At 64.0% G+C, this 23,883-nt stretch carries 23 protein-coding genes and 1 tRNA gene; 6 read left to right on the top strand and 18 right to left on the bottom strand.

What is annotated here, in order from left to right; translation table 11 throughout:
• Window positions 1–24: 24 nt before the first annotated feature.
• The 5 genes from G5C33_RS11315 (at window position 25) to G5C33_RS11295 (ending at window position 6,041) form a co-directional block, all read left to right on the top strand.
• Window positions 25–2,277 (top strand): sensor histidine kinase NtrY-like, encoded by a 2,253-nt coding sequence (locus G5C33_RS11315; RefSeq protein WP_165327308.1) that lies wholly within the window; start codon window positions 25–27, stop codon window positions 2,275–2,277.
• On the top strand, window positions 2,274–3,659 hold the full coding sequence (gene ntrX, locus G5C33_RS11310; protein WP_165327307.1) for a nitrogen assimilation response regulator NtrX: 1,386 nt from the start codon (window positions 2,274–2,276) through the stop codon (window positions 3,657–3,659). The genes G5C33_RS11315 and ntrX overlap by 4 nt, the downstream gene beginning before the upstream one ends.
• A gap of 152 nt (window positions 3,660–3,811) precedes the next feature.
• Entirely contained in the window at window positions 3,812–4,300 is a 489-nt protein-coding gene (hfq, locus tag G5C33_RS11305) for an RNA chaperone Hfq (RefSeq protein WP_165327306.1), read from the top strand.
• Complete coding sequence (hflX, locus tag G5C33_RS11300; RefSeq protein WP_165327305.1) at window positions 4,297–5,592, top strand: GTPase HflX; 1,296 nt, start codon at window positions 4,297–4,299, stop codon at window positions 5,590–5,592. The genes hfq and hflX overlap by 4 nt, the downstream gene beginning before the upstream one ends.
• 14 nt (window positions 5,593–5,606) lie before the next feature.
• The gene (locus tag G5C33_RS11295) at window positions 5,607–6,041 is read left to right on the top strand and encodes a hypothetical protein (protein WP_165327304.1); all 435 of its coding nucleotides are present in this window, start codon (window positions 5,607–5,609) and stop codon (window positions 6,039–6,041) included.
• Between the two features lie 8 nt (window positions 6,042–6,049).
• Here the strand turns inward: G5C33_RS11295 and mazG are convergent, their stop codons facing one another.
• Genes mazG through G5C33_RS11250 form a run of 9 tightly spaced genes read right to left on the bottom strand, consistent with a single transcriptional unit; the run spans window position 6,050 to window position 14,971 of the window.
• Complete coding sequence (gene mazG, locus G5C33_RS11290; protein ID WP_165327303.1) at window positions 6,050–6,835, bottom strand: nucleoside triphosphate pyrophosphohydrolase; 786 nt, start codon at window positions 6,833–6,835, stop codon at window positions 6,050–6,052.
• Window positions 6,836–6,866: 31 nt separating this feature from the next.
• Complete coding sequence (locus G5C33_RS11285; RefSeq protein ID WP_165327302.1) at window positions 6,867–7,490, bottom strand: retropepsin-like aspartic protease family protein; 624 nt, start codon at window positions 7,488–7,490, stop codon at window positions 6,867–6,869.
• Window positions 7,487–8,254: an MBL fold metallo-hydrolase gene (locus G5C33_RS11280; RefSeq protein ID WP_165327301.1), complete on the bottom strand. Its 768-nt coding sequence runs from the start codon at window positions 8,252–8,254 to the stop codon at window positions 7,487–7,489. The genes G5C33_RS11285 and G5C33_RS11280 overlap by 4 nt, the downstream gene beginning before the upstream one ends.
• Window positions 8,251–9,030, bottom strand: coding sequence for a TatD family hydrolase (locus G5C33_RS11275; protein ID WP_165327300.1), 780 nt, complete (start codon window positions 9,028–9,030; stop codon window positions 8,251–8,253). Before G5C33_RS11275 ends, G5C33_RS11280 begins: the two co-directional genes overlap by 4 nt.
• Window positions 9,027–10,589, bottom strand: a complete 1,563-nt coding sequence (metG, locus tag G5C33_RS11270; protein WP_165327299.1) for a methionine--tRNA ligase — start codon at window positions 10,587–10,589, stop codon at window positions 9,027–9,029. The genes G5C33_RS11275 and metG overlap by 4 nt, the downstream gene beginning before the upstream one ends.
• Before the next feature lie 56 nt (window positions 10,590–10,645).
• Window positions 10,646–11,641, bottom strand: a complete 996-nt coding sequence (locus G5C33_RS11265; protein WP_165327298.1) for a DNA polymerase III subunit delta' — start codon at window positions 11,639–11,641, stop codon at window positions 10,646–10,648.
• Window positions 11,642–11,696: 55 nt separating this feature from the next.
• Complete coding sequence (locus G5C33_RS11260) at window positions 11,697–12,860, bottom strand: D-alanyl-D-alanine carboxypeptidase family protein (RefSeq protein WP_165327297.1); 1,164 nt, start codon at window positions 12,858–12,860, stop codon at window positions 11,697–11,699.
• 25 nt (window positions 12,861–12,885) lie between these two features.
• Complete coding sequence (locus G5C33_RS11255) at window positions 12,886–13,995, bottom strand: SPOR domain-containing protein (protein ID WP_165327296.1); 1,110 nt, start codon at window positions 13,993–13,995, stop codon at window positions 12,886–12,888.
• Window positions 13,979–14,971, bottom strand: coding sequence for a lytic murein transglycosylase (locus G5C33_RS11250; protein ID WP_228275041.1), 993 nt, complete (start codon window positions 14,969–14,971; stop codon window positions 13,979–13,981). Before G5C33_RS11250 ends, G5C33_RS11255 begins: the two co-directional genes overlap by 17 nt.
• Window positions 14,972–15,123: 152 nt before the next feature.
• Here G5C33_RS11250 and G5C33_RS11245 point away from each other — a divergent pair.
• Window positions 15,124–15,213 (top strand) — tRNA-Ser (locus tag G5C33_RS11245).
• Window positions 15,214–15,326: 113 nt separating this feature from the next.
• On the opposite strand, the gene G5C33_RS11240 is transcribed toward G5C33_RS11245, so the two are convergent.
• The 9 genes from G5C33_RS11240 to G5C33_RS11200 all read right to left on the bottom strand — a co-directional run bounded on the left by G5C33_RS11240 (window position 15,327) and on the right by G5C33_RS11200 (window position 23,802).
• Window positions 15,327–15,638 (bottom strand): PilZ domain-containing protein, encoded by a 312-nt coding sequence (locus G5C33_RS11240; RefSeq protein ID WP_165327294.1) that lies wholly within the window; start codon window positions 15,636–15,638, stop codon window positions 15,327–15,329.
• An 85-nt stretch (window positions 15,639–15,723) separates the two neighbouring features.
• The gene (gene rpmE, locus G5C33_RS11235) at window positions 15,724–15,954 is read right to left on the bottom strand and encodes a 50S ribosomal protein L31 (RefSeq protein WP_165327293.1); all 231 of its coding nucleotides are present in this window, start codon (window positions 15,952–15,954) and stop codon (window positions 15,724–15,726) included.
• A 98-nt stretch (window positions 15,955–16,052) separates the two neighbouring features.
• Entirely contained in the window at window positions 16,053–16,532 is a 480-nt protein-coding gene (gene fabZ / locus G5C33_RS11230; protein WP_165327292.1) for a 3-hydroxyacyl-ACP dehydratase FabZ, read from the bottom strand.
• Entirely contained in the window at window positions 16,529–17,170 is a 642-nt protein-coding gene (locus G5C33_RS11225) for an OmpH family outer membrane protein (protein ID WP_165327291.1), read from the bottom strand. Before G5C33_RS11225 ends, fabZ begins: the two co-directional genes overlap by 4 nt.
• The gene (gene bamA / locus G5C33_RS11220; protein WP_228275040.1) at window positions 17,170–19,935 is read right to left on the bottom strand and encodes an outer membrane protein assembly factor BamA; all 2,766 of its coding nucleotides are present in this window, start codon (window positions 19,933–19,935) and stop codon (window positions 17,170–17,172) included. The genes G5C33_RS11225 and bamA overlap by 1 nt, the downstream gene beginning before the upstream one ends.
• Before the next feature lie 72 nt (window positions 19,936–20,007).
• Complete coding sequence (locus G5C33_RS11215; protein WP_165327290.1) at window positions 20,008–21,141, bottom strand: M50 family metallopeptidase; 1,134 nt, start codon at window positions 21,139–21,141, stop codon at window positions 20,008–20,010.
• A complete protein-coding gene (locus tag G5C33_RS11210) occupies window positions 21,138–22,292 on the bottom strand; it encodes a 1-deoxy-D-xylulose-5-phosphate reductoisomerase (RefSeq protein ID WP_407698046.1) in 1,155 nt (384 codons plus the stop codon). Before G5C33_RS11210 ends, G5C33_RS11215 begins: the two co-directional genes overlap by 4 nt.
• Window positions 22,292–23,068: a phosphatidate cytidylyltransferase gene (locus G5C33_RS11205; protein ID WP_165327289.1), complete on the bottom strand. Its 777-nt coding sequence runs from the start codon at window positions 23,066–23,068 to the stop codon at window positions 22,292–22,294. The genes G5C33_RS11210 and G5C33_RS11205 overlap by 1 nt, the downstream gene beginning before the upstream one ends.
• Window positions 23,065–23,802, bottom strand: coding sequence for an isoprenyl transferase (locus G5C33_RS11200; protein WP_165327288.1), 738 nt, complete (start codon window positions 23,800–23,802; stop codon window positions 23,065–23,067). Before G5C33_RS11200 ends, G5C33_RS11205 begins: the two co-directional genes overlap by 4 nt.
• Between the last annotated feature and the right edge of the window lie 81 nt (window positions 23,803–23,883).

Here is a 23,883-nt window from a genome sequence, read left to right as displayed (position 1 = left end):
CGCCTCCGTTGTATTGATGCAACGATGACGGGCGTACCCGATCCAGAACTGCAAGCGGAAGGCGGGAAGGCAGAACGGTCGATTGTCGCACCGGCGATCGAAATCGGCGTGGTGGCCGTTGCGATCGGCATGGCGACGATCACTTTCCTGATCATCAATCAGGCAAATGTCGAAGGCAAGCTTGTCAGCCCGCTGACCGGTGCTGCGCTGTTGCTGGGCAACCTCCTGCCGTTCGCGGCGCTGATCGTGCTCGCGGGGCGGCGTATCGCCAAGTTCCGCGTCGCGCGTTCGGAGATGGGCGGCGGCGGACGGCTGCACATCCGGCTCGTCGCGCTGTTTTCGCTGATCGCCAGCGTGCCGATCGTGCTCACCGTCATCGCGGCATCGGTGATGTTCCAGTCGGGCACCCAGTTCTGGCTGTCGGACCGTGCCCGGACAGCATTCAATGCCTCGATCAAGCTTGCCGAGGAGGGGCGCAATCTCGTTGCGCAGCGCTGGGCGGGGGAAGCCGCCGCGATCACCGAAGACCTTGCCGCGAAATATCCCGAAATTCCCCGAGAATCTCAGGAATTTCAGGAGTTTCTCGAGCTCCAGCTCTATCTGCGCAATCTTTCCGAAGCGGCGGTCTTCACGCATCGCGAGGGTGAGCCGGTGAAAGTGCTCTACACGGTTCTCCCGCCAGATACCGACGTGCTGGCGAAACGCATAGGCGACGGGCTCAACCCCAATGTCTTTCCCTATGTCGACCGCGATACCGAAACGATCTGGGTAGTCATCAACATCCGGCAGATTCCCGACACCTATCTCTATGTCGGGACACGCGCGAACGTGGAGTTCATGAACAAGCAGGTCGTTTCGGCCGATGCGATCAACCGGGAATATGACTCGCTCCAGCAGCGCGCCCAGTCGCTGCACCTCAAATTCAACATCGCGCTGTTTGTCGTTGCGCTGCTGATCATCGGCCTTGCCATGCTGATCGCGCTGGCGGTTGCCGATCGCCTCGTGCGGCCGATCGACAAGCTGGTGGGCGCGGCGCGGCAGGTCGCGCAGGGCGATCTTTCGGTGCGGGTCGAAGACCCCAACAGCCGCGACGAGGTCGGGACGCTCGGCCTCGCGTTCAACATCATGACCGAGCGGCTGCAGGAGCAGACCGGCGAATTGGTCGACGCCAATCGCCAGCTCGAAAGCCGCCGCGCGCTTATCGAGGCCGTCATGTCGGGAGTCACGGCGGGGGTGATCTCGATCGACGCGGAGCGCCGCGCGCAGCTGATCAACGAATCGGCCCGGCTGCTGCTGCACCTGCAGGAAGCGGATGCCGTTGGACGCCGGCTTGCCGAAATCGCACCCGAGCTCGACGCGCTGCTCGACAATGGTGAACGCGAGGCGATCGTACAGATGACGACTGGCGGGGAGCCTCGGACGCTGGCGGTGAAGGTAACGCGCGACGAAAGCGGTCAGGTGCTGACCTTCGACGACATCACGCAGCAACTGCTCGACCAGCGCCGCGCCGCCTGGTCGGATGTTGCACGGCGGATCGCCCATGAAATCAAGAATCCGCTGACGCCGATCCAGCTTGCCGCAGAGCGACTGCAACGCCGTTATGGGCGCAAGATGGAAGAGGCCGACGGTACTTTCACGCGTTTGACCGATACTATCGTGCGCCAGGTTGGCGACTTGCGGCGGATGGTCGATGAATTCTCATCCTTCGCGCGGATGCCCAAGCCGGTTTTCCGCGAGGAATCGCTGCTCGATATCGCCCGCCAGGCGGTTTTCCTTCACGAAGTCGCGCATCCCGCCATCGGTTTCCGCATCACCGCCGACGATGATCTGCCGCCCTTCGTCTGCGATCGCCGCCAGATCGGGCAGGCGCTGACCAATGTCGTGAAGAATGCCGTCGAAGCCGTCGAGGCGCGTGAGGAAACGGGTGTTCCGGGAGAAATCAGCGTATATGTGAGCCGCAACGGCGAAGGGGCGCTGTGCGTGGAAGTGGCCGATAACGGGGTCGGCCTGCCAATCGAACGCGACCGGATCGTGGAACCGTATATGACGACGCGCAGCCGCGGCACCGGCCTCGGCCTCGCGATCGTGAAAAAGATTGTCGAAGAGCATTTCGGTACCGTCAGTTTCTCCGACCGACCGGGAGGAGGCACATTGGTGCGCATGGTCTTCGATACGACGCTTCTGTCCCATCTCGCCGCAGAAGCCGGAGACGAGAGCGGGGAAGGGGAAGATTCCCGTCTCGCCGCACTCACTCGTAATGAAAGTGGACGCTCATGACACTCGACATCCTCGTCGTTGACGACGAACGCGACATTCGGGAGCTGGTTTCCGGCGTCCTAGAGGACGAAGGCTATGAAACCCGCGGCGCGGCCGACAGTACCGGTGCGCTGGAAGCGATCGCCGACCGCCGGCCGTCGCTGGTGCTGCTCGACGTCTGGCTCCAGGGATCGAAGCTCGACGGACTTGATCTGCTCGACGAGATCAAGCGTCGCGACAGCTCGATTCCGGTGCTTGTCATTTCGGGCCACGGCAATCTCGATACGGCGGTCGCGGCGATCCGGCGCGGCGCCGCCGACTTCATCGAAAAGCCCTTCGAGGCCGAGCGGCTGTTACTGATGGTGGAACGCGCGACCGAGACCGAGCGGTTGCGGCGCGAAGTCGCATCGCTGCGCGCGACCGTGGGTTTCGATACCGATCTCACGGGCAATTCCAGCGCGATCAACGCCGTCCGCGCGACGCTGAAGCGAGTCGCCGCGACCGGAAGCCGCGTCCTGATCACCGGCGGAGCGGGAACCGGCAAAGAAGTCGCGGCGCGCTTGCTGCACAGCTGGAGCCAGCGCGGAGGCGCCCCCTTCGTCATTGCCAGCGCGGCACGAATGACTCCCGAGCGTGTTGAAGAGGAATTGTTCGGCGTGGAAGAGGCGGGCGACCTGGTGCGTCCCGGGCTGCTCGAACAGGCGCATGGCGGCACGCTGTTCCTCGACGAGATCGCCGACATGCCTGTCGCCACGCAGGCACGCATTCTGCGCGTGCTTACCGATCAGAGCTTTACGCGGATCGGTGGCCAGCGAACGGTGAAGGTCGACGTCCGCGTCGTTTCGGCGACGTCGCGCGACCTGATGGCCGAAATCGCCCAAGGGAATTTTCGCGAAGATCTGTATTACCGGCTCAACGTCGTACCCGTCAGCATTCCGCCGCTTTCCGAACGGCGCGAGGATATTCCCGTGCTGGTCGAGTATTTCGTTGCGCATTACGCTCGCGAACGCCGGGTCCCCACGCCCGAAGTCGCCGCGGACGCGATGGTAGCGCTGCAAAGCTACGAATGGCCTGGCAATGTCCGCCAGCTGCGCAATGTCGTCGAGCGCACCGTCATTCTGGCGCCGGGTGACCGTATCGGCCGTATCGACCTCGATCTGTTGCCGCCCGAAGTGCTGGGAACGAGCGGTCCGGCCGACAGCGCGATGGGGACCAACGCGATCATGGGCGCGCCGCTGAAGGAAGCGCGAGAAACATTCGAGCGCGAATATCTGCGCATCCAAATCCGGCGCTTTTCCGGTAATATCTCGCGCACCGCGAATTTCATCGGGATGGAGCGTTCGGCGCTGCACCGCAAGCTGAAGCTGCTCGGCATCACCGAGACGCGCGACGAGCGCGGCTGAACCTTGCGCAGACGATATCCCGGCGTGCCGCTGGACGGCGGGGCACGGGCTCCCTAGATTGGCACGCTGTTCCGCCACGGACAGCGTGGCGATCCGACGTCGGGAAACGACGCACAGCGGGACAAATCCCGCCAATAACAGAAGGAAACGGCATGGCAGACAAGCAGACCTCGCTTCAGGACCTGTTTCTCAACTCTCTGCGCCGATCGAAAACGCCGGTGACCATGTTTCTGGTCAAGGGCGTCAAGCTGCAGGGTATCGTCACCTGGTTCGACAATTTTTCGGTCCTGCTGCGCCGCGACGGGCAGTCGCAGCTGATCTATAAACATGCGATTTCCACGATCATGCCTTCCGGCCCGATGGATTTGCCCGCGCTGCTTGAGGCGGTGGGCGACCACCAGTCGAAGAATCCGGTACTTCAGGAGATATTTCTCAACGCGATCCGCAAGGCCGAGGAAAATGTCACCATGTTCCTGGTCAACGGCGTCATGCTGCAGGGCCAGATTGCCGGTTTCGATCTGTTCTGCATGCTGCTTCAGCGCGAGGGCATGGCACAGCTGGTCTACAAGCATGCCGTTTCGACAATTCAGCCGGCCCGTCCGCTCAATCTCGCCGAAGAAACGGCACCGGACGACGATTGAGTACCGGATTCGACCGCGAACAGGGTGAGTTCGCCCGCGGTGCGCGAGCTGCTGTCGTCTATCCCGATCTGGGCGGATCCAGTCGCGATGCCGACGCGCGGCTGGAGGAAACCGCCGGGCTTGCGCTCGCGATCGGGATACAGGTGGAGGATCGCCTTGCCTTTCGCCTACGCCAGCCCAAGCCAGGTACGCTGATCGGATCGGGCCAGGTCGAAACGCTCGCCGAGGCAGTGCGCGACCAGGAGCTGCAGCTTGTCGTGTTCGACGCCTCGCTGTCGGCGGTCCAGCAGCGCAACCTGGAAGGTGCGCTCGGCTGCAAGGTCATCGATCGTACCGGATTGATCCTGGAGATTTTCGGCGAACGCGCGCGCACTGCCGAGGGGCGGCTGCAGGTCGAACTCGCGCATCTCGATTATCAGGCGGGCCGGTTGGTGCGCAGCTGGACGCATCTCGAGCGGCAGCGGGGTGGTTTCGGTTTTCTGGGTGGTCCGGGGGAGACGCAGATCGAGGCTGACCGCCGGCTTATCCGCGACCGGATGGCACGGCTGCGAAAGGACCTCGAGCAGGTCAGCCGCACGCGCTCGCTCCATCGCGAACGGCGCCAGCGCGCGCCTTGGCCGGTAATTGCCCTGGTCGGCTATACCAACGCCGGAAAATCGACGCTTTTCAATCGCCTGACGGGGAGTGACGTCATGGCGGAAAACCTGCTCTTCGCCACGCTCGACCCGACTTTGCGCCAGATCGCACTGCCCGGAATCGACAAGGCCATATTGTCCGACACGGTCGGTTTCGTGTCCGAACTGCCGACGCAGCTCGTCGCCGCGTTCAAGGCGACGCTCGAGGAAGTTATCACCGCCGACCTGCTTATCCACGTGCGCGACGTGTCGCATCCTGACAGCGAGGCACAGCGCGACGATGTCGAGGCGGTTCTCGCCGATATCGGCGTGGCCGAAACGACGCCGCGCATCGAAGCCTGGAACAAGATAGACTTGCTCGACGAGGAGCGTCGCGCGGCGCTGTCGGCGGAAACTGCACAGCGGGACGGCGTGATGGCGGTATCGGCAGCGACGGGGCAGGGCATTGAGGCGCTCCGCACGATGATGGCGCAGCGGCTGACCGCCGGGCATCGCCGTTTCGTGGTCCGGCTCGATCCGAGTGACGGCGCCGGCGCCGCATGGCTGCATCAACATGGCGAAGTGCTCGATCACTGGGTCGAGGACGACGCGGCCTTTTACGAGATCCGAATGGCTGCGCAGGACCATGACAGGTTCCTCGCGCGCCAGGACCGCTGAGACGGAGGCTCGCGTTGCGTTATTTCCTCGATACCGAGTTCAACGGCTTCCTGGGTGATCTGATATCGATCGCGCTGGTTCCCGAAGACCCAGACGCGCCGATCTTCTACGAAGCCGTTGCCTGCAACGCCCCGAATGACTGGGTGCGCGAGAATGTGCTTCCCGTGCTCGAAAAGGAGCCGGTATCGCGCGAGGAAATATCCGATCGTCTCGGCGTCTATCTGGCGACTGATCCCGAACCGGTGTTGGTCGCGGATTGGCCCGAGGATCTGGCGCATGTGCTGTGTCTGACCGTTACCGGCCCGGGGCATCGTCTCAAGACTCCGCCGTTACGCTTTGAATTGCTTACTGATATTCAGTTCAACTCGGCCGCGGCCAGCCGCGTGCCGCACAATGCCCGCCACGATGCGATCGCACTGCGGCAGCATGTCTTGCTGCGCGAGCGGTAGTTGGTGGATCAATCCCGCGCGCGGGCCTTGGCTTCGCGCCACAGCTGTTCCTTGCCCTCCAGATCGAGCGCTTCGAACTCGGCGCCGGCGCTGCTTTCCATCGAACGAAACCGAGCCTCGAACTTGGCATTCGCCGCGCGCAGCGCCGCTTCGGGTTCTATCCCGTGCTTGCGCGCCCAGTTGACTACCGCGAACAACAGGTCACCGATTTCCTCTTCGCGTTCAGAATCACTGGTCGCGGCATCGACCTCCGCGATCTCCTCGATCACCTTTGCGCGCGCGCCGCACGCGTCTGGCCAGTCAAATCCGACGCGCGATGCACGTTTCTGTAACTTTTCCGCGCGTAACAAGGCAGGGAGGGAAAGCGCGACTCCGGCGAGGGCGCTGTCGTCCCCCTTTTTCCCGCGTTCCTCGGCCTTGATTTCTTCCCACAGGTGATGGCCGCCGGTTTCGGCGTCGCCAAAGATGTGCGGATGACGGCGTTCCATCTTGTCGCTGATCGCGGCGATGACGTCGGGCAACGCGAATTCGCCGGCTTCCTCGGCCATGCGCGCATGGAAGATCACCTGGAGCAGCAGGTCGCCAAGCTCGTCGCGCAGTTCGGCCATGTCAGCGCGCGCGATGGCATCGGCGACTTCATAGGCTTCCTCGATCGTATAGGGCGCAATCGTGTCGAACGTCTGGACCGTATCCCATTCGCAGCCATCCACGGGATCGCGCAGCCGCGCCATGATCGCCACGAGCCGCGCCAGATCGCTGCGTCCGTTGGCAGGGGGCGTCGAACCATCACTCATCGCGCGCCATCCATAAGAACGATAATATACATTATGTAAAATTGGTCTCGGCGGTCACGGTGCTGTCCGGTTCCAGGATAAGAGTCTTCCCTTCCACACGCCAGGAGCCCAGCCGCGACAGGAAATTCATCCCCAATACGTCAAGATCGCCGAAATTCTCCGACACGACGACTGAAAGATCGCGGGTCCGCAACGGCCCCAGCGCGAGTGCTTCGATCTTGCCACGCCTCGCCATCACCGTGCCGTTGGCCGTGTCGATCATGATGGGAAAACTGCTGTTGGTCGTAATGCCTGCCGCCGTGGCGGTCGCCTCCGAAATTGCCGTGATTGTTGCGCCGCTGTCGACCAGCATGGTGCGGCTGACGCCGTTGAGCGATACGCGCGCCCAGAAATGCCCGTCGGGCGACATGCGGATCCGCACGGTTTCGCCCGATACCTGCTGGCTGGAAATACCGAGCTGACCGGCCAGATTGGTGAAGACCCCGCCGATTTCGTGCCGATGCGCGACGATCAGCACAATGACGAACGCGATTGCGGCCCAACCGAATACACCGCGAACGATCGTACCGAGCGAGGGACGGCGTGCGACAAGGCCGGCGGCGAGCGCGACCAGTACTACGATCCACCACACGGTATTGGGCTGTAACCCGGTCAAACCTCGATCTCCTGGCCGTCATAGCCTGGCTCCACCCCGGCCGGCAGTTCGACGGCGAGGCTAGCATAGTCCATCGAGTTATCCATGTGGATCAGCGTCGCCCGCGGAACACGGCATTGCGCGATCCAGCCGAGCGTCGCATCGAGATGTGGATGTGTGGGGTGCGGCCGCCTGCGCAGCGCATCGACGACCCACCAGTCCATATTTTCATACAGACTCTTCATATCATCTGTCAACTCATTGAAATCAGTTGAATATCCAATGGACTTCGCAGCCGAATCAAAGCGCATGCCGGCCGACGTGATGCCGCCATGCGGCTGATCGACCACGCGCACCTCGATGTCGCCGATCCGTATCGCATCGGGCAGTTCTTCCCCTGCCACTACTGGAGGATAGCCGCCGCGGCCGTGAAAGACATAGCCGAAGCGCCGTTGCAGCCGTTCGAGCGTCTGCGGACGCGCCAGGCCGCGAACGGGCCTGCCGTTTCGTGCGTGCATCACCTGCCGCAAGTCATCGATGCCGTGGCAATGATCGGCATGGTCATGTGTCCAGATCACCGCATCGACATCGTCCACCTCGGCGGCGAGCAACTGGGCGCGCATGTCGGGGCTGGTATCGACCAAAATGCGCGTCGTGTCGGTCGAAACCAGAACCGAGGCGCGGGTGCGACGGTTACGCGGCTCGTTGGGATCGCACGCGCCCCAGTCGTTCCCGATCCGCGGCACGCCCGAGGACGTTCCCGAGCCGAGGATGCGGATCTTCACGCGCGCGTCTTGGCGAACAGCCGGTGGAAATTCTCGCGCGTTACGTCCGCCAGTTCGTCGGCATCCTCGCCGCGCAACTCCGCCAGGAAGCGACAGGTATCGGCGACGAAGGCCGGCTCGCCGGTCTTGCCGCGATGCGGGACGGGCGCAAGAAACGGAGCATCGGTTTCCACCAGCAGCCGTTCGCGCGGCAACCACGCGGCGGTTTCCTGAAGCGCCTTTGCGTTCTTGAACGTCACGATGCCGGAGATCGAGATATAGAATCCGAGACTGAGCGCGATATCCGCGAATCCGCCGCTGGCGGTGAAACAGTGGATGACGCCGGGAAATGCCCCCTTCCCCATTTCGTCGCGCAGGATTTCGGCGGTGTCCTCCTCGGCGTCGCGGGTGTGAACGACGATCGGCAACTGCGTCTCGCGACTCGCGGCGAGATGCGCGCGGAAGCTGGCCCGCTGGCGGTCGCGGTCGCTGTGATCGTAGTAATAATCCAGCCCGCTTTCGCCGATGCCGACAACGCGCGGGTGCGATGCACGCTCCACAAGCTTGACCGTATCGACATCGGGATGCGTGTCGGCTTCGTGGGGGTGAATGCCCACGGTCGCCCAGACGTCGTTTTCGCGCTCGGCCACGGCGATAACGTCACTCCATTCGCTTTCGCGCGTCGAGATGTTGAGCATCGCAGCGACGCCGCGCTCGCGCGCTCGGCTCAGGACATCCGCCTGATGCTCGACCAGTCCCTTGTAGTTCAGATGGCAGTGGCTGTCGGCCAGCTTCATGCCGTTTCACCCTCGGCTGTCTTGAGTTCCAGTCTGGGGAAGATGGGAGTGGGGGGCGAGATCCGAAACCCCTTGGCGGCAAGCGCTTCATACCAGCCGCTGTCTTCAAGCGCGGCATGGTCGCGGTCCTTGGCGCCGAGGAAATCGAGCAGCTTGTTCGCCGAAGCCGGCACTACCGGCAGGATCGCGATGGCAAGATCTCGGATCGCGCGGATCAGCGTGCCGAGCACGGCATGCATCCGCTCGGGATCGGTCTTGCGCAGCGCCCAGGGCGCCTGTGTGTCGATATAGGCATTGCACGCGAACACTGCCTGCATCCACGCCTCGAGCGCCTGGCTGAGCGCCAGCTTTTCGAACTGCGCACGGAATTCGGCCGTGCCCTGTCGCACCGCCGCCAGCAGCTCCGCGTCGGCGGGATCGCCCTTCCCTGCTTCGGGCAGGGCGCCTTCCAGATTTTTGGCGATGAACGCCAGCGTGCGTTGCGCGAGATTGCCGAAGCTGTTGGAAAGATCGGCATTGGCGCGCGTCACGATCGCTTCGTCGCTGAACGTCCCGTCCTGTCCGAAGCTGACGTCGCGCAGCAGGAAATAGCGCAGCGTATCGACGCCATAGAGCTCGGCGAGCGCCATCGGATCGACGACATTGCCGACCGATTTCGACATCTTCTCCCCGCGGTTGAGCAGGAAACCGTGGCCGAACACTTGTTTGGGCAGCGGCAGTTGCGCCGACATCAGGAAAGCGGGCCAATAGACGGTGTGGAAACGGACGATGTCTTTGCCGATCAGGTGCAGATCAGCAGGCCAGAATTTCTCGAACATCGCCTTGTCGTCGGGATAGCCGACGCCGGTGATGTAATTGGTCAGCGCGTCGACCCAGACATACATGACATGACCGGGACTACCCGGCACCGGCACACCCCAGTCGAAGCTGGTGCGGCTGACCGACAGATCGGCGAGCCCGCCCTCGACGAAGCGCAGAATCTCGTTGCGGCGGCTTTCCGGGCGGATGAAGTCGGGATTGGCGGCGTAGAAATCGAGCAGGGGCTGCTGATATTTCGAAAGGCGGAAGAACCAGGTCTCCTCGGCGGTCCATTCCACCGGCGTTCCCTGGGGCGAGAGCTTCTGCCCCCCTTCCCCTTCGGTCAGCTCCTTTTCCTCGTAAAAGGCTTCGTCGCGGACCGAATACCAGCCTTCATAGCGGTCGAGATACAGGTCGCCTGCGTCCGCCATCGCCTGCCAGATTGCCTGGCTGGCGGCATAATGATCGGATTCGACCGTGCGGATGAAGCGATCGCACGAAATATCCAGTTTCTCCGCCATATCGCGGAAATATCCCGACATTTCGTCAGCGAGCGCGCGCACTTCCATGTCACGGCCGCGCGCGGTCTGGACCATTTTCAGGCCGTGCTCGTCGGTGCCGGTCTGAAAGCGCACGTCGCGCCCGGCCTGTCGCTGGAACCGCGCGATCGTGTCGGCGGCGATCATCTCATAGGCGTGGCCGATGTGCGGCCGGCCATTGGGATAGTGAATCGCGGTGGTGATGTAGTAGGGCTTGGGCATGGCCCGCGACTTAGTGGCATTTCCCGGCATCGGGAAGAGCGCGATGCGCCTTGCCGCTAGTCGTGGCGTTCCTGCGCCAGTCTGGCAACCATGCCCGCCATCTCGAAAACGGTGGCGGAGGCATCAAGCGACAGGCCGACTGCCATCCCGCCCAGGTCCCGCGCGGCGGCATAGCTGTCGAGTGCCCGACGCAGCGCCGCGCCGTTGCGCGATTTCGCATGTTCGGCGATGAAGCTTGGTGTGCGCTCTAGAAACGCTTCGTAGCGCGCCTGTGCGGCCTTGGTGCCGAGCATCCTGGCGAGCCGCGAGCGCACCGCGTTGGTCGGGTCCCCTTGCATTGCCAGCGTTTCCAGCTCTCTTTCGAGAGCCGCCATATCCAGTCCGGCAAAGCCCAGCGCCCGGCCCGGCGACCCGTCTCCGGCCCGGACCAGCGCAGCCAGTTCGTCGTCGGACGCGTCGGGAAGCGCGGGCCGTAGCGCCGATTGCACCTGCGCATCCTCAAGCGGCTCGAAGCGCAGTGTGCGGCAGCGCGAACGGATGGTAGGCAGCAGTCGCCCCGGGGCATGGCTGACGAGCAGGAAGACCGTACCTTCGGGCGGTTCTTCCAGCACCTTGAGCAGCGCATTTGCGGCGCCCGGACGTTCGACATCGTCGATACTGTCGATCACCACCACGCGGCGCTGCGAGAGCGAGGGCTTGGTGCTGAAACTGGCGATCAGCTGGCGCACCTGATCGATCTTGATGCTGCGTGCGATATTCTCGCCGGGCTTGTCCGCGTCCTTGGGCAGCCGCACGAGTTCGCGGTAATCGGGATGCGAACGGGCGGCGAACAATCTGGCGATGCGATTTTCTTCCGGCACGTCGATACCCGGCGGCAGCCCTTCGGCGCCGTCCGCCGCGACCGCAAGCATCCGCAGCGCGGCGTCACGCGCGAACCGCCCCTTCCCCACCCCTTCGGGGCCGGTCAGCAGCCAGGCGTGATGCAGTGCGCGCGAACCGATGGCCCGTGCCAGCGTGTCGCGCGCGGATTCGTTTCCGATCAGCGGAATCATGGAGCCAGCTTAGCCATTGCGGCGGCGAGGCATAGGGCCTCGCTCGCCGAAACCATCACGCCATGCCGACCAGCGACAGCAGCCCCAGCCATGCGCGCCGGAAGAAACCAGCTTCTCCGACATCGCTTTCGGCGACCAGCGGCAAGGTCTGCGGCTCCATACCGGGCGTCGTGATGACGAGATCGGCGATGTGATCGCCGGCCGCGAAAGGTGCCTTGACCGGCCCCTGATAAACGACGCGAGCCTGGATATCGGCGCCGGTGCCGGCGGGAATCGTGACTGACAGATCGCGGGGCGCGACCAGCCCGACACTCCCGGCCGAACCGCCCTGCACTTCGGCTTCGGACACATGGCGCCCCTTGGCCACGATCTTCTTCGCGTTCCAGGCACGAAAGCCCCAGTCCATGAAGCGCACCGACTCCTCGGCGCGGCCGCGATAGCTGTCGAGCCCGGCAAGCACCATCACCAGCCGGCGTCCATTCTGTTCGGCCGAACCGGTGAAGCCATATCCCGCTTCTTCGGTATGGCCCGTCTTCAGCCCGTCGGCGCCTTCTACGCGGCCCAGCAGCGGATCGCGGTTCTGCTGCGTGATTTCCTGCCCGTTGCTAAGCGTACGGGTATAATCGTGCCGGCTGTAGAAGGTGTTGTAGAGATCCGGGTAGTTCTGGATCGTCGCGGCGGCGAGCGTCGCCAGATCGCGCGCCGAAACATAGGTACGGCCTTCATCGGGCCAGCCATTCGAATTGCCGAAATGGCTGTTGGCCAGATTCAGTTTCTGCGCCTGCTGGTTCATCAGGTTGGTGAAGGACTCCTCGGTTCCCGCAATCCCTTCGGCCAGGACCACGCACGCATCGTTCCCCGACAGCGTCACGATGCCGTAGAGCAGCTCCCGCACCGAAACCCGCTCGCCAGTCTCGAGGAACATGGTCGAGCCGGCCTGCGGGCCGTGCCACCGGCGCCACGTTTCCGGGCGAACCTGAAATTCGGTGTCGAGCGAAAGCTCGCCGCGCTTGATCAGGTCGAACGCAACATACACCGTCATCATCTTCGCCATCGACGCAGGCGGGATGCGCCGATCGGGATCGCGTGCGAACAGCACCGCGCCCGAGGACAGGTCCTTCATGAACGCGATCGGCGCCGGAGTGTCGAAAGTCGGCGTTTGTGCGGTTGCGGGTGCGACGAGCAACAGCGCGAGCGCGGCGGCGATCAGCTTTTTCATGTGGCCATATCCGAGTGGCTAGAGGTTACGGAGTTACGATCCTCGCATCGCCAAAGCCACGACGGACCGCGATGGCCCGCCCGCCCTCGGCGGCGGTACGGCTTGGATAAGGCCCCATGCGCACGCGGTAAAGCCCGCGTGTCGGTTCGACAAACCCGCCCAGGCTTTGCGCGAGCTCCTGCGCCCGCGCGGCATTGGAAAGCGCGGCGACCTGAACGAAGAATCCTCCACCCGATGGCGGCGAGGCGCTCGGCGTCGGGCGATACGGAGGCTGGTAGGCCGCTCCCGGCTGGCTGGATTCAGACGCCGGGGGCTGCTGTGCGTAGGGCGACGGGCCGGCGACCGTGGCTGGGGGCGCCGCGCCGAGCTGCTTGCGCAGCGGAACCAGCAGCGATTCGGGCGCGTCGATTCGCGCCGGCGCGGCGCCACCCGCACGCAGTGCAGCTTCGTCCTGGGCCGGCGGCGTGACGCTGCGCACCCGGACACCCGCTACGCTGGAAATCCCGAGCTGCTGCGCCGCGCCGGGCGACAGTGCGATTATGCTGCGCCCGCCCTGCATTCGGCCGGTGATCATCACCAGAATCGTGCGACCGCTGTCGAGCGCGGTAACCTCCACGAAGGACCCCGGCGCCAGCCTGGGATGCACTGCGACCACCTGTCGCGCGGCGCTCGGATCGCCGCTGGCGACGCCGCGCAGTTCGGCATAGCCGACTTCATCGTAACGGACCTCGTCGGCCTGCGGCCGCGAGCTTCCCTGTGGCCCCGCCGAAGGCGGCGGTCCGCCCTGACCATAATCCTGCTGCGTCGGATATTGCTGCCGGGCATAGGGCTGGCCACTCGCTCCGGGTGGCGCATAGCTGGCACCGGCGCCCTGCCCCGCCGCCGGATAGCGCGGCTGGATATCGGCATCGACTCCGCTCGATTGCGGTCGTGCGCCGTAAGGCTGTGAATATCGGTCCGGCTGGGCAGTATCCGAGCCGGGCTGCGAATAGGGCTGCTGGGGCACCTGATCCTGCGAATAGCGATTCGCCGGATATTGGCCGGGCGTATAGGCCCAGCTTTCGCCGCCACGGGAGGTCCCACAGCCGGCGAGCAGGAGTGCGCTCAGCGCCGCAAGGCTAGCGTTCCACTTCATCGGCAAGCAGGCCTACCGACAAAGCGTAAAAATTTGAGCAATTATAATCGAGGATGACGCGATAATTTCCGGTCAGGAGGTAAGCGGTCTTCCCCTGCCCGTCCGGTTCCAGCAGCGTCGCGAGCACATTGTCGCCCGGCCACGGCTTTTCGAGCGGCACGAGCCCGAGCGAACGCCACTCGGCCATCGTCTTCCATTCGCTGTGCCGTTCATGCACCCGCGGGCAGCGCGGCGAGGTGGTGTGATTGGCGATGGCATCGCGGTTCAGGCTCGCCGGAACCGACACGGCGATGCCCCAGGGCTGGCCCGGGCGCCAGCCGGCATTGACGAAATAATTGGCGATCGAAGCCAGCGTATCGGCATCCGACCCCCAGATATCGGCGAGGCCGTCGCCGTCGCCATCGCGTGCGAGACGCAGATAGACCGAGGGGAGGAATTGCGGCCCGCCCAGCGCACCTGCCCAGCTTCCGATGAGCTTGTCGCGTGGCACACCCATGTCGATCATCTTGAGCGTGGCGATGAATTCGGAGGAGAAGAGTTCGCGGCGACGTCCCTCATAGGCAAGCGTCGCCAGCGCGCTCGGCGCATCGAAACCGCCGGTAATCGCCCCGTAATTGGTTTCATGCCCCCAGATCGCGACCATGATCGATTCGGGCACGCCCGTTTCCGCTTCGATTCCCGCGAGCTTGCTGCGCATGCGCTGCCACGCCTCACGGCCGCGGCGGATGCGGACGGGATTGACGTGACGCACGCGATACGGCTCGAAATCGGGGATCGGCGCATTGGGATTGCCGCCGCCGCCAGGCTGATCGCGATCGAGTTCGATCGAGCGTTCCTTGAATTCGAGCGTCGGCATCACCGACTCGACCGTTTGGCGGCTTACGCCTTCGGCACGAGCCTGGGCGGCCAGTTCAGGAAGATAGCGCTGAAAGCCCGCCGCATCCTGCGCATGTGCGCCGGAGGAGAGTGAAAACATCAATCCGATAGCCGTTGCGGCACAGGAGATGGGACGCAGCGCAAGCCGAATTCTTTGCATGGTGCGAACCTTGCCACAGCCGCCCTTCGGGCTGAACCCCCAAAGCAATGCTTGCGCAAACAATATCGCACGCGATAGCGGGGAAAGATCGCGGAGAGGTGGCCGAGTGGTTTAAGGCAGCGGTCTTGAAAACCGCCGTGGGTTCACGCTCACCGTGGGTTCGAATCCCACCCTCTCCGCCATTTATGATGGCCTACCGCTTCGCTGTTTGAGGCCGTTGGCTTTGAATTCGAACTATGTCGCGAATTCCGGCGACGCGCGAAGGCATGCGCCGGAGTGGCGCCCCCGGCCCCGTTCAATCGGGAACGATGGATTCGAACTGGTCGTCGCTCAGCGGATTGAGAAACTCCAGCCCCGCTTCGAAATCGTCGGCCCAGACCACCTTCGCACCGAAATGTCCGATCAACGGCAGCGTCAGCCATACCGTGGTGCTCGGCCGCAGCGACGAATAGGTCTGCAGCCGGGCCCCGTGTCGCGACAGATCGACGACGCGACAAAGCGCGCGTTCAAGCCCGCCCCTGCCGAGCTTGGCATCGAGCGACACGGGCTTGCGCGCGCTGCGCCGACGGCCGAGCCCGATAGCAGGCTCGACTTCGGCTGCGAACATGACTGATTTTCCCTGTTCCATCACAGGGAGATGCTAGGGCCGCGACGGCTAATGGCGCGTTAACGCCGTTGCCGCCCGCGAATCCTTACTTCTTGCCGAGCGAAATTCCGCCGAAACGCTTGTTGAAGCGCGCGACCTGGCCGCCCTGATCGAGCAGGCGCTGGTTGCCGCCGGTCCATGCCGGGTGCGAAGTCGGGTCGATGTCGAGCTGCAGCGTGTCGCCTTCGCTGCCCCAGGTGGAGCGCGTTTCGAACACGGTGCCGTCGGTCATCTGCACCTTGATCATGTGATAGTCGGGGTGCGTGTCGTTCTTCATGAGTCCAGATCCTTCAGGAAACCGCCGGTTTCCGACCGGCAGCGAAGGCGGCGCCGTACACGGGCACGGCGCCGGATGCAAGTCGCGGAAAAGGCGGCTCAGGCCTTGGGCGGATCGGCGATCATCGCAGTGAAATTCGCCTGCGCGGCGACCTGACCGTCGATCAGCGCCTTGCCGGCGAATTTGCATACGCTCGCGCGCTTCTGGACGAATTCGACTTCGAGCCGAAGCAGCACGCCCGGTTCCACAGGCTTGCGGAACTTGGCGTCGTCGATCGCCATGAAATAGACGAGCTTGCCCGAGCCGGAAAGGCCGAGCGATTCAACAGCGAGCACGCCCGCGGCCTGTGCCAGCGCCTCGACGATCAGCACGCCGGGCATGATCGGGCGTCCGGGGAAATGCCCCTGGAAAAAGCCTTCGTTGATCGTGACGGCCTTGATCGCGGCGATCGACTGATCGGGAACCAGTTCTTCCACGCGATCGACGAGCAGCATCGGATAGCGGTGCGGAAGCGCCGCCATCACCTTGCTGATGTCGAGGGGGCCGGTCGTGCCCCCTCCCTGTTCGACCTCGCTCACCGTCCTTCGGTGGGCGCCGCCGGCGCGGCCTGCTGCTGCTGCTGACCTTGCTGACCGGGCTGCCAGTCTGCCGGCGGCGTGATCGACACCGACGGTACAAGCGTATTGAGCTGCGTGGTGACATCGGCGGTCAGATTGGCCGACGGGGCGACCTGAATCACCGCCTCGGGACGCAGCACCACTGCAATTCCGCGCTGCTGGATCACCGTGCGAAGCGCCGCCGGCAGCTGCGCAGCGATCTGTTCTTCGACATAAGCCCGGGCACGCGCGACCGGCATCATCAGCTGCTGGAGTTCCTGTTCGGCCTGCTGGCGGCGGGTTTCGATCTGCTGATACTGCGTCGCCAGGGCGTTGCGGTCCGCATTGGGATCCTGGCGCGCCTGCTGAAACGCCTGAACCTGCGGCGCCATTTCCTGCTGGAACGCGGTGCTGCGGTCATTCGCCTGCTGGATCACAGCGGCATGGGCGGTCTGGATCTGCTGAATCGCGGTCTGATAGGCCTGCGAATTCTGCACCGCCCCCTCCGGGTCGAGCACACCGATGCCGGGTGCCGCCTGCGCATAAGCCGCAGGAGCGATCGCGGCCGAGGCGGCCGTTACCAACAGGGCGGAAGCCGCTGCCGAAAAAATCGTTTTCATTAGAACTGAGTCCCTACGTTGAATGTAACCAGCTTGGGGTCATCCCCCGGCTGAGTCAGAATGGCCTTTGCGATGTCGAGCCGCAGCGGGCCAAAGGGCGAATTCCAGTTTACGCCGATGCCGACCGTGATGCGTGGCCGCGCCGTATCGCCGACGTACCGTTCGAAGAAGGGCTGCGTCGTATTGAGATAGGCGGTGTTGCTGGCAGAACCGACACAGGGGTCGCCGGGATCCGCCGCATAGCCGACCGAGCAGGTGGTCAGCCGAACCGCTTCGGCGCCCTCGCTGTTGGTATAGGTATTGTAGTAAAGCTCATTGCCGTTGGCGTCGGTAACCGGTGTCGAATAGGGCAGCAAGGTGGGCGAGCCGTCGTCATTGTACAGCAGTTCGCCGCCCGGCCCGGTCGCCTGTTCAAAGGTGAAGGTCGGCCGCGGCCGCGTCATGTTGAACAGCGCACCCGCCTGAACGAAGATCGACGGGCGCAGCCCCATCTCGCGGGCACCGGCGCCGAGCGGGATCTCGAGTTCCGCCTTGGTTAGATAATAGGCCTTGCCGCCCAGCGCGTCGTCGACGATCCGGTCCTGATCGGTGATCAGGGCCTGCGAACCGTCGCTCGGGTCGCCGCTGTAATAGAGGCGCTGGACGCGCGGGCCGACGCCGCGGATGTCGAAACCGCGGAACTGCGGCTCGCCGAGCCAGAAGCGGTCGGTAATGCGGACCGGATCGATGCCTTCACCCCGGCTGTCTTCCAGCGAATGGATATAGCCGCCTTCGGCGCTGGTCGAGAAGATGAAGCCGCTGCCCAGCGACCAGTATTTGTCGAAATCGACCTTGCCGCGCACATAACGGACATCGCCGCCCAGGCCGGCGAAATCGAGCCCGAGCACGAGCCGATGGCCCGCCGACGGCCGGATACGGCTGTTGAGGCTGTCGAAGATCAGCGACAGGCCGATCAGCGACGTGATACGTTCGCCGATCGCATCGCAATAATAGCGGCCGGCCTTGAGCGGGTCGCACTCGCCGTCCGTGTAGAATGTCGCCTCGTCGAGCGTGACGTCGTCGAGCTGGAAGTTGTAGCGGCCCGAGAGCGTCCAATATTCGGTGAGCGGAATACCCGATACGATCTGAAAGCCGGTCGAGACCTGGCTGTAGGTCGTGTTACGGTCCGATCCGATATAGTTGAACGCATTGAGGTCGCGCCGATACAGCGTGCCGCCCAGCGCGATATTGTGATCGAACAGATAGGGTTCGGTAAAGCCGAGCTCGACCGATTTGGAATAGCTGGAATAATCGACCGAGGCAGACAGCGTCTGCCCCATGCCGCGGAAATTACGCTGGCGGATCGATGCGGAGACGAGGAAACGCTCAAGGCTCGAAAAGCCCGCGGAAAGGGTCAGCTCGCCGGTAGGCCGCTCCTCGACATTCGCGCCCAGCACGATGCGATCGGGCGAGGAGCCCGGCTTCTGCTCGATCTCGAAGCCTTCCTGGAAATATCCCAGCGAATTGATGCGGTCCTGCGAGCGTCGCACCATGAAGCTGTTGAACGCGTCCCCTTCCGCCACGCGGAATTCGCGCCGGATCACTTCATCGCGGGTCTGCGTGTTGCCGGTGATCTCGATCCGCTCGATATAGGTGCGATTGGCTTCGGCAATATGGAAATTCAACGACATAGTGCGCGTTTCGGCGTCCCGGCTGAACTCCGGCTGCACGTCGGCGAAGGCATAGCCATAAGCGCCGGCCAGTTCGCTCAACTGCTCGACGGCGTCCTCGACCTGCTGGGCATTGTACCAGTCGCCTTCGCCGAACGGCAGCGACGCCGCGACGCGATCTTCGTCGAAATCGCGGACCGCGCTGTCCACCGTGACCGGACCGAACTTGTAGCGCTCGCCCTCTTCCACGACATAGGTGATGATGAAGTCGCGCTTGTCCGGCGTCAGTTCGGCGATCGCTGACACGACGCGGAAATCGGCATAGCCTTCCGTCAGGTAGAATTGGCGCAGCTTCTGCTGGTCATAGGCGAGGCGATCCTGGTCATAGCTCGTATTTGAGCTCAGGATCGTCCAGAAACGCGCCTGCTTGGTGGCCATTTCCCCGCGCAGTTCGCCATCGGAAAACTCTTCGTTGCCGATGATGTTGATCTGGCGAACCTTCGATTTCGGGCCTTCGGTGATTTCGAAGACGACATCGACGCGGTTCTGGTCGAGCTGAACCATCTGCGGTTCGACCACCGCCGCGAACCGGCCCTGGCGGCGATAGAGCTCGACGATGCGGGCGACATCGGCGCGCACCGCGGCGCGCGTGAAGATCTGTCGCGGCGCCAGATGGATTTCCGGCGTGATCTTGTCTTCCTTGAGGTGTTTGTTGCCCTCGAGCAAGACGCGGTTGATGATCGGATTTTCACGAATGTGAATGACGATATGCCCCGATTCCGCACCCGAAATCGATTCGACCGTCATCAGGTCGCTGGCGTGGAGATCCTTGATCGCCTGGTCGAGCGACGCATTGTCATAGGGCTGTCCGACGCGCAGCCGCGTGTAGGACAGGACCGTCGCTGCCTCCAGGCGCTGGGTGCCTTCGATCGTAAGCGACTTGATCACCGGCTGCTGTGTCTGCTGCTGCGCCGGCGCGGTCTGCTGCGCTTCCGTCGCGGGAGGGGTGACCTCCTGCGCCTGGGCAGTGCCGCAGACGATGCCCGAAAGCATCGTGCCGGTCAGGAGCGCCGCGGTCGCGCGCGCGCCGAAATTCTTAGCCGTGATTGCTGTCACCGTCCCACTCAAGTCGGAAATCCTTGTCTGTTCGGCAGGTCATGCGCCCCTGCGCGCCCTGCACTAACCCCCTCAGCCAATCAACCCGGCCAAATTCTTCCATACGCCATATGATCCGAGATCATTCACCGTAACCATCAGCATCAACGCCAGAATCGCAGCCAGCCCGCCGCGGAACGCCCATTCGACCACCTGCGGCTCCACCGGCTTACGGCGCACGGCCTCGACCGCATAAAGCAACAGATGGCCCCCATCGAGCACTGGAATTGGCAACAGGTTGATGAACCCCAGATTGATGGAGATCAACGCGATGAGAAAGACAAATTCTGTCGGCCCCATCATCAGCCGCTGGCCCGAAATGCCGGCCATGCGGATCGGCCCCGCCATTTCGGAAACGGGGCGGCGCCCGGTGATGATCTGGCCCAGTCCATCGACCATCGACTGCATGATGCTCGCCGTCGTCGTGATTCCCACCCAGGGCGCTTCGAGCACCCCGACCTTTTCGAGAACCGGCTCGCCCGGGCCGATGCCGAGCTGGCCGATACGATATTCGTTGCCGAAACGATCCCGCTCGACCAGCGTGCCGATCACCGCGTCCACCTTGCGCGCCTCGCCGTCGCGTTCAAACGCCACCGTCACCCGTTCGCCCGGGCGAAGCTGCGTATATCGCGCCATATCGCCAAAGGTATCGACCGAGCGGCCGCCGAGCGCGGTGATCCGGTCGCCTGCCTGCAGGCCCGCTGTCGCCGCGGGGCTTCCCTCCACGACTGTTCCCGCCACGGTAGGGGTCCGGTTCTGGCCGTAGATCAGGGCAAAGGCGCCCAGGATCAGGATCGCAATAATGAAATTGGTGACCGGCCCGGCGGCAACGATGATCGCGCGCTGCCACAGCTTCTTGGCCTGGAACGTTTTTTCGCGCTCGGCGGCGGGCAGTTGCAGCCATTCGGCGGTCGGCTCGCTCGCCGGGTTCATGTCCCCGGCGAAGCGCACGAAACCGCCCAGCGGGATCCAGGAAAAGCGCCAGCGCGTCCCGCGCTTGTCGGTAAAGCCGGCGACTTCGCGACCGAAGCCGATCGAGAATTCCTCCGCCTTCACGCCGAACAGCCGCCCGGCGAGATAGTGGCCGCCTTCGTGCAGGAACACGAGCGGTCCGATCACCAGGACAAAGGCAAGGAGGGCCAGCAAGATTGCAGGAATTTCTGTCACGCGACGCAGTCCTTCACACGCTCGCCCGCGATGCGACGGGCTTCGGCGTCAATTGCCAGCACGGCATCGAGCGTTTCCGGGGCGGCCGGGTCATAGCGATCCAGCGTATCGGCAACGATTGCGGCAATTTCAAGAAAGCCGACGCGTCGCGCAAGGAAAGCCGCCACTGCGACTTCATTTGCTGCGTTGAGGATGGCGGGCCGTGCGCCGTCTGCGACGAGCGCCTCCTTGGCCAGGCGTAGCGCAGGAAAGCGATCATGGTCCGGCGCCTCGAAATCGAGCGAGCCGATCGTCGCCAGATCGAGTCGTTCGCAGGGCGTGTTCATCCTGTCGGGCCAGGCGAGCGCATATGCGATTGGCGTCCGCATGTCAGGCGTCCCCAGCTGGGCGAGGACCGATCCGTCGACATATTCGACCATCGAATGCACCACGGACTGGCGATGCACGATCACGTCGAGTTGTTCAGGCGCTACGGGGAACAGGTGGCGCGCCTCGATCAGTTCGAGCCCCTTGTTCATCATCGTCGCCGAATCGACGGAAATCTTGGCGCCCATCGACCAGTTAGGGTGCGCCACCGCCTGTTCTGGCGTGATCGCGCGCATCGCCTCGATCGGCGTCGTGCGAAACGGCCCTCCGCTCGCAGTCAGGATAATGCGGCTGACACTGCGCGGCGCGGTGCGGTCGAGACACTGGAAAACGGCGTTGTGCTCGGAATCGACGGGCAGCAGCGTCGCGCCGTAGCGCTGCGCCGCAGCCATCATGATCGTGCCGGACGAAACCAGCGATTCCTTGTTCGCCAGCGCCACGGTGCGTCCCTGTTCCAGCGCCGCCATCGCCGGCTTCAGCCCGGCGCAGCCGACGATGGCAGCCATCGTCCAGTCACAATCGAGCCGCGCGGCATCGCATACCGCATCGTCGCCCCCGGCAACGGCGATCCCCGTACCCGCAAGCGCATCGCGCAGTTCGGGCAGCTTGCGGGCGTCCGCGACGACCGCAAGCCTGGCGTTGGTTCGGATCGCGGCGGCGGCCAGCCGGGCCGCGTCGCTGCCTGCGGTGAGCGCGATCACTTCGAATCGGTCGGGGTCGCGTTCGACGAGATCGAGCGTCGAACTGCCGATCGATCCGGTCGCGCCCAGGATGGATATTCGCATCACGTCAGCCATTGCGGCACCATTACCAGCAACGCGGCGGTGGGAGCCACCGGGACCAGCCCGTCGAGCCGGTCCATCATGCCGCCATGCCCGGGAAGGATGTTGTCCGAATCCTTCACGCCCGCGACGCGCTTGATATGGCTTTCGAACAAGTCGCCGAGCTGCGCCACCACCGCCAGAAACGGAGTTGCGGCCGCCAGGTACGACGGCAGCCCGAAATAGGTCATCAACACACCGAACAGACCGGCCAGCAACACCCCACCCGCAAGTCCCGACCAGGTCTTTGCCGGACTGACCTTCGGCGCGAGCAGCGGTCCGCCGAACGTGCGCCCTGCGAAATAAGCCCCGATGTCACAGGCCCAGACCAGCGCCATCGTCCAGACCGCAAGAACCAGCCCGTTCTCCTGCTCGCGCAGCGCGAGCAGCGCGAGCACCGGCAGCCCCACATAAAGCGCGCCGCCGCCCAGTTGCGGGTTCCGTTTGACGATCACCAGAAAGAAGGCCGCGGCGACGATCAGGCCGAGTGCGAAGAAGCCGGGCCCCGCGGCCCAGGGGCACAGGATCGCCAGCGGGATGGAAAGCGCATATTGCGCGAGCCGCTTGCCTGGCAGCCGCTCGCCCGACAACACTGCCCATTCGCCGATCATCAGCACGCCGACAACAACCGTGACCAGCCAGAAGGCTAGTCCGCCAAGCCACAGGATCGTGGCGGCAAGCGCGATCAGAATGCCGCCGACCGCGGCGCGAGTCGCCAGTTCCTTCGGACTCCAGCTCACAGGCCCCCGAAGCGACGTTCGCGCATGCCATATTGCTCCAGTGCCGCCGCCAGCGTTCCTGCATCGAAATCCGGCCAAAGCGTGTCGACGAACAGCAGCTCCGCATAAGCGGCCTGCCACAGCAGAAAATTGGAAAGCCGCTGCTCGCCCGAAGTGCGGATCATCAGATCGAGCGGTGGAAGGTCGCGAGTCGAAAGCGCATCGGCGAACCGGGCTTCGTCAATCGCATCGACGGTCAGCTTGCCGGCCGCGACATCGCTCGCCAGCGCCTGCGCCGCCGCAACGATTTCCGCCTGTGCGCCATAGTTCAGTGCGATCACCAACGCCGGCCCGGTGTGCCCCGCGGTCCGCGCAACGGCGTCGTCGATCATCCGCACCAGATCGGGCGCCATCTTGCGATAGTCGCCGATGACGCGCAGCCGCACCCCTTCGGAAATCAGTTCATCCAGCTCGCTCGCCAGAAAGTGCCGGAGCAGGCCCATCAGGTCGCGGACCTCGGACTCGGGGCGGCGCCAGTTTTCCGAGGAAAAGGCGTAGAGCGTCAGTGCCTCGATCCCGAATTCGCGTGCGGCGCGCGTGACGCGCCGCACCGCCTCGACACCCTGTTTGTGTCCGGCGATGCGCGGCAGCCGACGCGCCTTCGCCCAGCGTCCATTGCCGTCCATGATGATGGCGACATGCCGGGGCAGATTGGTGAAGCCGGACGGAGGCGCTGGCCGTGCTGCCACGTTCATCCGTCCGTCCGTTTCTGCGGGATTGCTGCGTGCACGGCAATATCTTTCGAAGAGCGTGCGACAATAGAACCACAAGCCGGA

Source organism: Sphingosinithalassobacter tenebrarum (assembly GCF_011057975.1).
Classification (GTDB): domain Bacteria; phylum Pseudomonadota; class Alphaproteobacteria; order Sphingomonadales; family Sphingomonadaceae; genus Sphingomonas; species Sphingomonas tenebrarum.
This window is presented reverse-complemented; position numbering and strand designations above follow the sequence as displayed.

Coding starts and splice junctions, on each gene's coding strand:
- G5C33_RS11315 (WP_165327308.1), top strand. CDS start 25: ATGACGGGCGTACCCGATCCAGAACTGCAAGCGGAAGGCGGGAAGGCA.
- ntrX (WP_165327307.1), top strand. CDS start 2,274: ATGACACTCGACATCCTCGTCGTTGACGACGAACGCGACATTCGGGAG.
- hfq (WP_165327306.1), top strand. CDS start 3,812: ATGGCAGACAAGCAGACCTCGCTTCAGGACCTGTTTCTCAACTCTCTG.
- mazG (WP_165327303.1), bottom strand. CDS start 6,835: ATGAGTGATGGTTCGACGCCCCCTGCCAACGGACGCAGCGATCTGGCG.
- G5C33_RS11275 (WP_165327300.1), bottom strand. CDS start 9,030: ATGAAGCTGGCCGACAGCCACTGCCATCTGAACTACAAGGGACTGGTC.
- metG (WP_165327299.1), bottom strand. CDS start 10,589: ATGCCCAAGCCCTACTACATCACCACCGCGATTCACTATCCCAATGGC.
- G5C33_RS11265 (WP_165327298.1), bottom strand. CDS start 11,641: ATGATTCCGCTGATCGGAAACGAATCCGCGCGCGACACGCTGGCACGG.
- G5C33_RS11260 (WP_165327297.1), bottom strand. CDS start 12,860: ATGAAAAAGCTGATCGCCGCCGCGCTCGCGCTGTTGCTCGTCGCACCC.
- G5C33_RS11255 (WP_165327296.1), bottom strand. CDS start 13,995: ATGAAGTGGAACGCTAGCCTTGCGGCGCTGAGCGCACTCCTGCTCGCC.
- G5C33_RS11250 (WP_228275041.1), bottom strand. CDS start 14,971: ATGTTTTCACTCTCCTCCGGCGCACATGCGCAGGATGCGGCGGGCTTT.
- G5C33_RS11240 (WP_165327294.1), bottom strand. CDS start 15,638: ATGTTCGCAGCCGAAGTCGAGCCTGCTATCGGGCTCGGCCGTCGGCGC.
- rpmE (WP_165327293.1), bottom strand. CDS start 15,954: ATGAAGAACGACACGCACCCCGACTATCACATGATCAAGGTGCAGATG.
- G5C33_RS11225 (WP_165327291.1), bottom strand. CDS start 17,170: ATGAAAACGATTTTTTCGGCAGCGGCTTCCGCCCTGTTGGTAACGGCC.
- G5C33_RS11210 (WP_407698046.1), bottom strand. CDS start 22,292: ATGCGAATATCCATCCTGGGCGCGACCGGATCGATCGGCAGTTCGACG.
- G5C33_RS11200 (WP_165327288.1), bottom strand. CDS start 23,802: ATGAACGTGGCAGCACGGCCAGCGCCTCCGTCCGGCTTCACCAATCTG.